Origin of the sequence: Acidiphilium sp. JA12-A1, assembly GCF_000724705.2 — a bacterium.
In the GTDB taxonomy this organism is placed as follows: domain Bacteria; phylum Pseudomonadota; class Alphaproteobacteria; order Acetobacterales; family Acetobacteraceae; genus Acidiphilium; species Acidiphilium multivorum.
In genome coordinates this window covers 1-11,416 of record NZ_JFHO01000028.1, presented here as the reverse complement: position 1 = coordinate 11,416, position 11,416 = coordinate 1, and the positions used below count along the sequence as shown (strand labels likewise).

The following is an 11,416-nucleotide window of genomic DNA, read 5'->3' as shown; positions in this document are numbered from 1 at the left end:
GAGACAGCTGCTCGAACAGCACAAGGCCAACGCGGTCAGCAAGCTCCTCGCCGCGATTCCCGGCTTGGGGGCAATCACCGCGATCACCATGGCGCTCAATGTGAACCCCGCGAATTTTGAGACCGGGCGGCATTTTGCAGCGTGGCTCGGGCTGACTCCGCGAGAGCATTCCACCGGCGGCAAGCATCGTATGGGAAAGATAAGTAAGGCAGGCAATGAGAGGTTGCGGCAGTTGCTCGTGGTCGGGGCGATGGCGGTGATCCGCTTCGCTAAACCAGGCAGCAAATCAGCGACCGCTTGGCTGTTGCAATTGCTGGAGCGGAAGCCGCGCAAGGTCGCGGCGATCGCTCTGGCCAACAAGATGGCCCGGATCATCTGGGCCATGATGGCGCGTGGTGAAGCGTATCGGCGTCAGCCGGTAGCCGCCTGATCCGCGCGCCGGTGCCGAGGGTTTAGGGGCAAACAGGAGATGGTTATCGGTCGAACCGACGAGCAACAAAATCCGTCTGAATCTACGGCAGTTCCATGCCGCAATTTCTGTTTGGATGTTGCTCGCGGCACCCATCTGGGCCAGCGGTCAGACCACCGCGTCAAAGGCCGGACACATGACCGCATTCGAACCGATACCAAATTCTGCTTTAACGACTTGAACCCAACGGGCCGTCCACACATGATTCAGAGTCCGTGCTGGTGAAGGAGGCCGGCATGGATGGGCCAACCACTATCGATGGATCTTCGTCGGCGGCTTTTGGCGGCGATTGATGAGGGGATGAGTTGCCGGGCAGCGGCAGCCCGCTTTGGGGTGGCGCCGGCGACGGCAATCCGCTGGCGAGCGCAGCGTCGCGATACCGGCAGCTTTGCTCCGAAGCCTCAGGGTGGCGACACGCGCTCACGTCGGGTTGAGGAACGGCGGGCGGACATTCTCGCAATCTGGGAAACGCGTAAGGACATCTCGCTTGCAGAGCTGCGCCTGGCGCTGATCGAGGTCGGCTTGCACGTCTCGGTGGCCGGGCTTCACCGCTTCTTCATCCGCCGCGGCATGACGCGTAAAAAAAGACAGGCCACGCCATCGAGCAGGATCGCCCCGATATCCTGAAACAGCGCCAGGACTGGTTCGATAGCCAGTTCGATCTGGACCCGGATCGCCTCGTCTTTATCGACGAAACCTGGACCGCCACCAACATGACCCGCAGCCATGGCCGCTGCGCCAGGGGCGAACGTCTGCGGATGGGCTTCCCACACGGTCACCGCAAGACCACCACGTTGGTGGCGGGGCTGCGCATGACCGGGATGGTCGCGCCGATGGTGCTGGACGGCCCCATCAACGGCGACTGGTTCGAGGCATATGTCACCAAAGTTCTCACACCCGAACTGCGGCCCGGCGACGTGGTCATCATGGACAATCTGTCGAGCCACAAGCGTGACGCGGTGCGTGAACGGATCGAAGCGGCCGGCGCAACCCTGCGCTTCCTCCCGCCCTATAGTCCCGACTTCAATCCGATCGAGAAGGCGTTCGCGCGGCTCAAGGCCATCCTCAGAAAGATCGGAGAGCGAACCGTCTCCGGCCTATGGGACCTGATCGGCAGGCTCGTCGACAGCTTCCAGCACCGCGAATGCGCCAACTACTTCAGCTCATGCGGATATGACCCGGACTGATCGAAATACGCTCTAGTCCCGAAATACGGGGGCGATCTACCGGATTTTCGTCGCATTTTGTATCCGCTGCAGACGAGACGCCGATATCACTTTCCCTGCCCAAACCCTGCTGAGCGCCGCGTATCGCGTCGCCATCTGTGTATCGGCGCCTAGGGTCCGGACGTCGATCGGCATTCCAAGCAGCTGATTCGCAATACGTTCCTGGGGACGCGTCGCGCCGGTTCACGTCTGGCTCATGCGCGATCTACCGCGCCCCCGATCGCCGGTGCGAGATCGAGATTGACATCGATCAATGCGCGATGCCGGCGGATCTGCTTGGCTGTCAGCGACAACTGAGAGATCGGGATCGACATGAGCGGATACCGCAGCAGATCGTCACGGTTTCCGAACGTCTTCGGTCGCGACCGCGCGCCTCGCTGGCGTCTTCTGACCGGTGCCGCGATCGCGGGCCTGCTCGCTGCGTCGGCGGTCGCGCTTGCCCAGCCGTGGGGAGCCGGATGGGGCGGCGGGATGATGGGCGGCATGGGTGGGATGATGGGTGGCGGCATGGGCAACTGGCCGGTCACGCCCGGCTGGGGCGGGCAGGTGCTCGACTATCGGCAGGCCCAGGCATTCATCCGCTTTGGCAACGAGCATGGCAAGGCCGATGCCCGTACCAACACCGTGACGTTCGAGCGCAAGGATGTCACGATCGACCTGGTGGCGGTCCAGCCTGGCTTTGACGACCAGACATTCGAACTGCACGGGCTGACCAATCCGACCATTGTCGTGCCTCGTGATGCCGATGTCCGCTTCAACCTGCTGAACATGGATTACGGCAACAACATGCAGCACACGGTGACGATCGTGCCGACCCCGCCACCCTATCCGTACATGGCCATGATGTATCTCGGGCCGCCGGTGGTGCCGCCACTGCCCGAACTGCCGTGGCGAAGCGCAGACGATGTCAAGTTGGCGCAGTTCGCGGCACTCGGTAACAGATTTATTGCCAATATGCCCGGGACATATTGGTATGTGTGCCCAACGCCACAACACGCCTCCAAGGGGATGTACGGCAGGTTCGTGGTGCGGTGAAGACAGGCCGGTGACAACCCACCAATCTATCCGATCTGATCGGCGTGTGTGCTGGCGCGCTGACATGATTCCGCGCCACTGATCGATCGCGTGCTCCTCCACTACCGGCATGCCAGATCGCAAGCGAGGCTTGCGCTTCCCACTGGTGGAACCTTTATGCCCATCAAGGTGGTGTCGCACGGCCCCTTCCGGACGGCTCCAAGATGGGTAACCCCGAGAGGTCCAGCACCATGGTCGAAACGCAATGATCGCAACCCTGTTCCACGAGGTGCTGCGCGCCCTCTCCGTCTCTGTCGCCATGGGATGGGAGATCCTGTGGGCGCTGATCCTGGGCTTTGTCCTGTCGGGCGTGGTGCAGGCCGTCGTCACCAAGGGCGAGATGAGCCGCCTCCTGCCGGACTCCAGCCCGCGAACCTACCTCATCGCCAGCGCCCTTGGCGCTGCCTCCTCGTCCTGCTCGTATGCTGCGGTCGCGCTCGCGCGTTCGATGGTGCGCAAGGGTGCGGATTTCACCGCGGCCATGGCCTTCCAGTTCGCCTCGACCAACCTCGTGCTCGAACTTGGCGTCATTCTTGCGGTGCTGATGGGCTGGCGCTTCACCCTTGCCGAATTCGTCGGCGGGCCGATCATGATCGCACTCCTCTCCTTCGTGCTTAGCCGGGTAATGACCCCGGAGCGCGTCGCTGCGGCGCGCGCCGAGGCCGAGCGCGGCCGCGTCGGCCGGATGGAAGGACATGCTGCGATGGACATGTCGCTCTCCGGCGGCTCGATCCTCAGCCGCGCACTTTCGCCGCGCGGCTTTACTGCAATCAGCCATTTTTACGTGATGGACTGGGCCAGCATCTGGAGCGACATCGTCCTCGGCCTGATCATCTCCGGCGCCCTCGCCGCCTGGGTGCCGCAGGCTTTCTGGCAGGACGTATTCCTCAGCCACGACAGGATGGCATCTTTGCTGATCGGCCCACTCATCGGCCCGCTCATCGCCATCGTCTCTTTCGTCTGCTCGGTCGGCAACGTGCCGCTCGCAGCGGTGCTCTGGAATGGCGGGATCAGCTTTGGCGGCGTCGTCTCCTTTCTCTTCGCCGACCTTATCATCCTGCCGATCCTCGACATCTACCGCCGCTATTACGGCTGGAAGACGGCGCGGCTGCTCGCGGTGGTCTTCTACGCGACGATGGTGCTCGCCGGCTATCTGGTCGAGCTGCTCTTCGGCCTCACCGGCCTGACACCGACAGCGCGGCATGCAATCGTCGCCGGCACGCATTTCTCCTGGGATTACACGACGGTGCTCAACATCGCCTTCCTGCTGCTGACCTCTGTTCTCGCCGCCCGCTTCCTGCGGACCGGCGGGCCGGCGATGCTGCGGATGATGGCGGCCCCTGCCGCGGCGAACGATCGTGGACACGCACATCACGATCACGACCATCACCACCACTGAGCCCACGGGCCGCCCCATCGCCACGGCCCGTTGATCGAGATCAAGGGCACCCCACGCTACCGCGCCTATTGATTATGCAGGATCTGCAAGGCGAGCGATGTACGCGGACGGCACCATCACAGGCACGTTGAGGGCAATGCGGTTATGGCCGCGTCTCGCCACGCTCGTCATCGCCCTGCTCGCGTTGGCGGCGACAGTGCCGCAAGCCTCTGCGGCCGCGCTTCACGGCGCCGCCCGACCCTGCATCGCGTCATCCGTCACGACTGTGGCCGCGATTCATGCCGCGCCGGAGACGCCCCGCTTACCCGGACCTTGCAGCGGGTGTCGCCTGCACGCAGTGAATTGCACAGCGGGCGGGTGCGCTGGCACGCCGCTGGCGGCGAATGTTGTTGGCGCCACCTTCCTTGCGGCACCGCTCGGCGACGCATTGATCTACAGCATCGGATGCCAGCCGGTGCCAGCAAGCCGCGCGCTGCCACCCGAAGCGCCGCCGCCCCGCTCTGCAACCTGATCCGCGGACTCCGCTTCGAAGGACGCGGCTGCGGCACGCCATCCCCGCAGGCACGGCGCCATGCGCCGGCACTGAAATGACGTTTCACGACTGGCCACGTGCCAGAACAGGACATCGGAACATGAACAGGAAACTGAGTCTTCTCGGAACAGCATCGATCGCGCTGCTGCTGGCCGTAAGCGGCGCAAATGCGCAGCCGACCGCTGGGCAGGCCGGGAACACCCCCGGCATGATGACGCAAGGCAGCGATCAGGCGACGAGCCCGCCGAAGAATGATGCCCCGCCCGCCGAATCGCCCTCCTTTTACCCGGGAATGATGGGATACGGCGGCCCGGGAACAACCGGCGCCGGCTGGATGGGCCCCGGCATGATCGGCGGCTACGGCCCTAGTCCGTGGACGCGGGGCCGTGGCTGGGCCGGTCCTGAGAACAGAGCGCGCGGCTACGGCCCTGGTCCGTGGATGATGGGCGGCGGAGGCTGGGGCGGCGGCCCCGGCATGATGGGCGGCTACGGTCCCGGCCCGTGGATGATGGGCAGTGGTTGGGCGAGGCCCAGCATGATGGGCGGCTACGGTCCCGGCCCGTGGATGATGGGCGGTGGTTGGGCAAGGCCCAGCATGATGGGCGGCTACGGTCCCGGCCCGTGGATGATGGGCGGCGGCTGGGCGGGCCCCGGCATGATGGGCGGCTACGGCCCTGGTCCGTGGATGATGGGCGGCGGCTGGATGGGCCCCAACATGATGGGATGGGGCGGTATTGGCCCTTATGCCAGCGGCGCGCTGGCGGTGCGCGGTAATCTAGACCTGACGGTAAGCCAAGTTGAACGACAGATGGGCCGTTGGTTGGCCATCACCGGCAACCCGCACGTCAAGCTCGGCAAGGTCGCCGAACAGAAGGACGGTACGATCACCGTCGATATCGTCACTACTGACAATGGCGGCCTTGTCCAGCGCTACATCGTCAACCGCAAGACCGGGTTCCTCGAACCCGCGGGAGAGTGATCCATGTGGAATTACGGGCCAGGCGGCATGATGGGCTATGGCGGCTGGGGACCGGGCGGAGGGTTGATGCCTTTCGGCGGGTTTTTCGGCCTGATCGTAATGGTCCTCGGCTTCGCGGTCGTCGTCTGGGTAATCCGCACGTCATGGCACCCTCGGTATCATCGTCCCTATGTGGAACGGCGCTCGCCCGGGCTTGAAACCCTAGAACAGCGCTACGCGCGGGGGGATATCACGCGCGACGAGTATCTCGAGAAGAAGGCCGATCTCCTCGGGTGACAGCAGGCGCCACGGGCACCGCGCTCTCCCGAAGAGCGCCTCGTCCGTGGCGTCCCTCGTGTGATCCCATGCGCCCATGCAGCGACTGACCGTCGGCACTGCAGATGAACATCCTTGCACTCACTTCGAGACGAGGTGCCTGATCGGCCACCTTATTGTCGAGGATTATGCAAGCCAATCGCATCTGAGACGAGAGTTTCGAACGGCTTTTTCGAACCATAATGCAACTCTGGCTTACCCCCGTCGCCAGATCGAACTCAAATACCGACCGCATTCTACGTACGCACAATTGAAGCCGGCTATTGCGGTTTTCGGCGTGGTAACGCCCAACAATGAATGTTCGCTCCATCCAATCCACTCCCGAACGCTGCCAGTCCGCATCGCCCCCAAGCTGGTCGACCTGCGGGCGACCGCGAGTGTCGGCTTCGGAGCATGCCGTTAGAAAGGCTGGGTGACCGGGATGGGCGCAGAAGCGCCTCAATACGTAATCCCTTGGAACTGTGCCCATCAAGACGGCGCCATCATCAGCCGGTTGCCGGGGACATGGCGGAAGGCCCGGTCGCGGCAAGTAAGCAGTATGACCTGCATGCGGGTCGCTACCTCGCTAAGGATCTCGATCATGGTGTCAAGCCGGCCGTCGTCCGAATAGGCGAGCGGATCATCGAGGATCAGCGAGACGGGCTTACCCTGTTCGATCAGCATGTCGGCAAAGGCGATGCGGGTCAGCACCGCAAGCTGCTCCTGGGTGCCGCGGGACAAGCTCGCGCAATGTTCGTCGACGCCGGCGCGGACTACGCTACTGAGCGCCAGATCCTCAGAGAAGGTGAGTTCGCAATCAGGTAGCAGTTGCGCAATATAGCGCTTTGCACGTTTGGCGATCGGTCCTAAAAACTTCGCCGAGGTCTCGTTGCGCGCAGCTTCCAGCGTATCGCGGAGCAGCTTGAGCGTATCGGCATCCTCGGTGACGCGCTGAAGCGCGGCGCGCGCCGCTTCGGCTTCCTCGCCCGCCGCAGCGGCGCGGTCAGCAAGGCCGAGGCCGCCTTCACTTTCGATCGTGCCCTCGAGACGGGCGATTTCGGTCTCGAGCTTGGTCCGCGCCTCGGCACTAGTGCGGACGCGCGCATCTATGACTTCGATCTTGCGGTTGATCGCGGTGACATCATGCGCGGTAGCATCACGCTTGGCGTCCTCCAGCTTGACCGCTGCTTCGGCAGCTATCTCACCCGCTTTGGTGAGATCGGCGTCCAGCGTGGCCCATTCCGGCCGGGCTTCGATCGTCTTGATCATGCTGGTGGCATTAGCAAGGTCGCTCACTGCCCCAGCCTCGGTCGTGGCGAGCGGCGCATCTTCCTCCTCAGCGCGGCGCAGCGCCCCGATTGCGCTGTCCAATACGCCTTCGGCGCGTGCGAGATTAGAGTCGGCGGTCTCGAGCGCTTCGGTCAGCTTCGGGATATCGGGTGAGGCATTGTCGTCTTGGCCAGGTGCTTCCTCAAGTTCGCTCATGAACAGTTTGAGTGCTTCGGCACCAGCGGTGAGCGCCAGGACGTCGTCGGCCGGTGTCACTGCCGCGATACGAGCTTTCAAGGTACGCAGTTCGGCCGCCGCATCCCGTGCCGCCTCGTTGCGGGTACGTGCTGCCGCGAGATCTTCAACCCCCAATTCCTCGAGCGCGGTCTTGCGCTTACGCAACGCTGAAGCGAGCGTTTCCTCCGCGCTTGCCGCTGCTGCTGGCGGGGTCACGATCAACTCAGCGGCGCCGAACCGGATATGCGCCGTTCGGGTTAAAGCCCACTCGCCGATCGACATTGGTTGGCCGTCGAGGGTGATGCCCTCGACCTGACCCGATACTGTGATGCGTGTGGCACCGGCGTTCACGATAGCTTGGGCCTCGGCCACCGCCCGATCATGCTCCTCGAGAACAGTGATTGACTTGGCTGAGATCGCTGTCGCGGCAAGAACCTCGGCATCACGGTGCTGTTTTTCGAGCGCTAGTAACTCTTCATGCCGTCGCCGTGCGGAGGTGATCGCGGCGAGCCGCCGGCTTAGGCGCAGACGCCCCTCGCCTGCAGTAAGCGCGCTCCGTGCCACCTGGCGTTCGGTTCGGGCGCTGTCGAGTCCGATGCGGGCAGTCGCCGCCTTGTCCTTGGCTCTGGCCAGCACCTCGGCGACTTCGGCGCGGCGCTCGCGCGCGGCCTGGAGCGCGGCCATTGCGGTGTCGCGCGCGGCGATGGCCATCTCGTGCCGGTCCTTCAGGTCCGCCAGGCTGCTGAACTTGCCCGTGGCGGCTTCTTGCTCGGCCTTTCGGGTTGAAAGAATCTGAGCGGCGGCACGCGCAATCTCCAGTGACGCGGTCAGATCCTTGCGGGTCTGGACGTCGGTATTGTCGGCGATCTCGCGTTGGACGCTCTTCAGGCGTCTACGCGAGGCTTCGAGCTCGGTGAAGCTGCGCTCGAGTGCGGCAAGACGTTCGGCCGCCTCGCGCACGGCGGCTTCGGCCCTCTGTGCCCGCTCGTGCGCCTCGGTCTGGCGGCCTTTCTTCTGCCCGGTCGGCGTCCAGTAGAGACCGAACTGCGCATCGACCCGTGCGCGCACTCGCCGATAGGCTTCGCCACCCATGATCGAACCGACCTCAGCTTCAAGCGTCGAGGCGATGGTGTCGCGCACGATCTGGCCAGGCGCCGAGACCGATAGTGCTTCGGTCTGCGCGATCCACAGTAGCCCGAGCGCGCCATATGTCGAGATGTCGCCATTGCGGCTGGTGTCGCGTACCGACCCAAGCAACGTGTTGAGCCGTGTCTCGGCCTCCTCGCCTTGGGCGCGGCCCTCGGGACCAGTAATCTCGACAGAGGGGCTGCGCAGGAAGCGCTTCATGATCGTCCAGGGTGCGCCATCAACGTCGAAGCCGACTTTAATCTCGGGACCGACCGCTTCACCATGCGGCGCGAAGGACTGGGCGAGTTGGTTGCGGGTGTTGTGGCGGACGAAGAAGGCCGCACGGAGCGCTTCCAGCAGAGTTGATTTGCCGCTCTCGTTGGGCTCGATAACTATGTTAAGCCCCTCAGCCAGCCCCTCAATCGCAAAAGGTGTACGGAATTTGCGGAATCCGTCGACCGCGATCCGCCGGATGATAAGGCTCATGGCAACTCCTGGCGGTTATATTCGACGAAGAGCCGTTCGAGCGCCCGTTTGGCGATGAGCCCTTCAGGGCCGCCCGCCTCGATACGGTCGTTGAGCTTGGCGGCGGCCGCGCCCAGCGTCCCCTCAATCGCGAGCGAAGCAAGCTCATCCTCGCTCGGCCGACCCACCAGATCATCGGCGCGGATGTCGAGCAGTCGCAGGCGATGGCGAACATCATTTTCGAGGCGGCCGAGGATCGCGATCCGGTCGCTGAGGCCGGTGATGCCGGCCAGCGTCAGCTGGAGAAGTGTATTTGGTGCGTCAATCGCGCCAAGGAGTTGGTCGCATTCGGCATCGAAATTAGCTTGATTGTTGACCGTCCAGTCACGGACGAGCCATTGGAAGCGCCCGGTTCGGATCGGCGTAACGACCGGCTCACTGCCCATCTCGACGTTGACCAAGAGCGCGTGGCCGGGGTCGTCTCGCTGGAAACGGTCTGTTTCCGGCGTGCCGGAATACCAAGTGCGCGCGTCAATCTTGAGAGCGCCATGCCAATCGCCGAGCGCCAAATAGTCAAGCGCCGAGCGCTTGGCTCGGTCAGGCGCAATCTGGTTCTTTGTCTCGCCGCGAGATCCAAAATCACGGATCGAGCCATGAGCCAGCCCAATCCGCAGGCTAGCGCCCGGTGTCTCCATCGTGTCGAAGAGGGCGGTCGGATCCTCAAGATTATGGCGGTGGACCAGAGGCGCCGGCAACAACCAAGCGCCCGACTCGAATTCATGCGGTACTGGTTCGGACAGAATTACGATCTTGTCGCCCGCCTTGTGACGAATCCGATCCCAGAGACCGCCGTTGCGCGCGAAATCGTGGTTTCCAGGCAATAGCCACCAGCGGCAGCCGTGCCGGCTCATTCGCGAGATCGCCTGGACGATCGTGCGGTCTTCGGGGCCTTCGGTATCGAAAATGTCGCCAGCGACGATCACGTGCTGGGCGTCATGCTCGGCGGCGGTGCGGCCAAGCGTGTCGATCATATCGAAGCGCGCTTCGGTGAGCGCGCCTCTCACATCCGGTTCGAAACGCCCGTAAGGTTTGCCGAGCTGCCAGTCGGCTGAGTGAAGGATTTTTATACCCATGCTCTAAACTCTACGACCGTCCAGTTGCGCGTCAACGACAACTTGGGATTGCATAAAATTTGGACAAACGCTGCTATGTCATCGATCGCATCGAGTGACGGCGAAGTCGCAATTTCGACCGAAGAGTGGCGCTGCAAGGCTCCGTAAGGATGTCCAGTTTCGGCATTGGCGAGCAACATTCCGAACGACGTCAATGGTGAAGGTTTTCGGATGCCTGCGGGCGTACGAAAACCGCCCAAGCACGAACCCGCGGTGAGCGGGCGCTAGTCTATGGGGAATTTGATTTTCGGCTGAGGCTGGGGATGGTTGCGTGGTCCCTGAGTAGGGGCCGGCGTGGAGTCTGGTTCCGCCATTGGCGGCTGGTACGGCGATTTCGCGTTCTGGGATGATGGTCGAGAGTGATTATGGGATCGCGGGTGATAGGCTTGGGCACAAGGGGGAGCGTTGACCGAAGCGCGGTTGCTGCGGTGTGCGTGTAGTTCGATCGGCGCCGGGTCACGATGAATTTCTCCCGGTTGACGTCGTGGGACACGGCGGCGCCCTGGGCTGACACCAGCGGGCGAACGTCTCGACGATGACCATGTGGCCGCCGCAGCAGGGGCACGGCGGACGAACATCGCGAGGCTCATCGGGCTCATCGTTGTTGGAGAGCGGCGCGGCGGCGAGGAGTTCTCGGGCGCGCGCGAGATTGGGTTTGCGCGCCGTGGCGGAGAGCAAGCCGTAGTGGCGGATGCGGTGGAAGCCGCGTGGCAGGACGTGGATCAGAAAGCGGCGGATGAACTCGTCGGCGGCGAGCGTCATAGCCTGGTGGCGGTCGGCGCCATCGCGACGATAATCCTTGTAGCGGAAGATGACGCTGGCTTCGTCAAAGGCGAGCAGCCGCCGGTTCGAGATGGCGATGCGGTGGGTATAGCGCGAGAGATAGGCAAGCACCGCTGCGGGGCCGCTGAAGGGCGGCTTAGCGTAGACCACCCAGCGTTTGCTGCGGACCGGCGAGAGGTGGCGCAGAAAGGTGCGCCGGTCGGCGAGTGGTGCGAGGCCGCCAAAGAAGGCAAGCCGTCCTTGATCGTGGAGCGCGATCAGGCCGGTGATGAACAGGCGGCGGAACAACTTGCCCAGGACGCGCACCGGCACGAGGAAGGCCGGCCGCGAGGAGATCCAGCGCTCACCGTCGAGCGAGATGCCGCCGCCCGGCACGATCATGTGCACGT

Annotated in this window: 9 protein-coding genes; 6 read left to right on the top strand and 3 right to left on the bottom strand. The window is 63.7% G+C overall.

All coding sequences use genetic code 11. The features are described 5' to 3' along the window. The 6 genes from RT91_RS05355 to RT91_RS05325 all read left to right on the top strand — a co-directional run. On the top strand, window positions 1-430 hold a 430-nt coding region (locus RT91_RS05355; protein WP_035186069.1), incomplete at its 5' end, for an IS110 family transposase. 279 nt (window positions 431-709) lie between these two features. Further along, a protein-coding gene (locus RT91_RS20320) for an IS630 family transposase (protein WP_085947335.1) occupies window positions 710-1,656 on the top strand; the annotation gives its coding sequence in 2 pieces (ribosomal slippage) (window positions 710-1,049 and window positions 1,049-1,656; 948 coding nt in all). 351 nt (window positions 1,657-2,007) lie between these two features. Further along, window positions 2,008-2,730: a hypothetical protein gene (locus tag RT91_RS22290; RefSeq protein WP_035186065.1), complete on the top strand. Its 723-nt coding sequence runs from the start codon at window positions 2,008-2,010 to the stop codon at window positions 2,728-2,730. Window positions 2,731-2,974: 244 nt separating this feature from the next. After that, on the top strand, window positions 2,975-4,168 hold the full coding sequence (locus RT91_RS05335; RefSeq protein ID WP_035186063.1) for a permease: 1,194 nt from the start codon (window positions 2,975-2,977) through the stop codon (window positions 4,166-4,168). A 632-nt stretch (window positions 4,169-4,800) separates the two neighbouring features. After that, complete coding sequence (locus tag RT91_RS21365) at window positions 4,801-5,679, top strand: hypothetical protein (RefSeq protein ID WP_051788183.1); 879 nt, start codon at window positions 4,801-4,803, stop codon at window positions 5,677-5,679. A gap of 3 nt (window positions 5,680-5,682) precedes the next feature. Continuing rightward, window positions 5,683-5,955 carry an SHOCT domain-containing protein gene (locus tag RT91_RS05325; RefSeq protein ID WP_035186061.1) on the top strand — a complete coding sequence of 91 codons (273 nt, stop codon included), beginning with the start codon at window positions 5,683-5,685 and terminating at the stop codon, window positions 5,953-5,955. A 507-nt stretch (window positions 5,956-6,462) separates the two neighbouring features. Here RT91_RS05325 and RT91_RS05320 read toward each other — a convergent pair. From RT91_RS05320 to RT91_RS05310, 3 genes are all read right to left on the bottom strand, one after another. After that, window positions 6,463-9,093, bottom strand: a complete 2,631-nt coding sequence (locus tag RT91_RS05320; protein WP_035186060.1) for a hypothetical protein — start codon at window positions 9,091-9,093, stop codon at window positions 6,463-6,465. Beyond that, window positions 9,090-10,205, bottom strand: a complete 1,116-nt coding sequence (locus RT91_RS05315; protein ID WP_240314203.1) for a DNA repair exonuclease — start codon at window positions 10,203-10,205, stop codon at window positions 9,090-9,092. Before RT91_RS05315 ends, RT91_RS05320 begins: the two co-directional genes overlap by 4 nt. A 495-nt stretch (window positions 10,206-10,700) precedes the next feature. Further along, a partial coding sequence (locus tag RT91_RS05310) for a transposase (protein ID WP_035186058.1) occupies window positions 10,701-11,416 on the bottom strand: 716 nt, incomplete at its 5' end.

What these genes read in the sequence shown, in the direction of transcription:
- RT91_RS05325 (WP_035186061.1), top strand. Translation starts at nt 5,683, where the DNA reads ATGTGGAATTACGGGCCAGGCGGCATGATGGGCTATGGCGGCTGGGGA.
- RT91_RS21365 (WP_051788183.1), top strand. Translation starts at nt 4,801, where the DNA reads ATGAACAGGAAACTGAGTCTTCTCGGAACAGCATCGATCGCGCTGCTG.
- RT91_RS05315 (WP_240314203.1), bottom strand. Translation starts at nt 10,205, where the DNA reads ATGGGTATAAAAATCCTTCACTCAGCCGACTGGCAGCTCGGCAAACCT.
- RT91_RS05320 (WP_035186060.1), bottom strand. Translation starts at nt 9,093, where the DNA reads ATGAGCCTTATCATCCGGCGGATCGCGGTCGACGGATTCCGCAAATTC.
- RT91_RS22290 (WP_035186065.1), top strand. Translation starts at nt 2,008, where the DNA reads ATGAGCGGATACCGCAGCAGATCGTCACGGTTTCCGAACGTCTTCGGT.
- RT91_RS05335 (WP_035186063.1), top strand. Translation starts at nt 2,975, where the DNA reads ATGATCGCAACCCTGTTCCACGAGGTGCTGCGCGCCCTCTCCGTCTCT.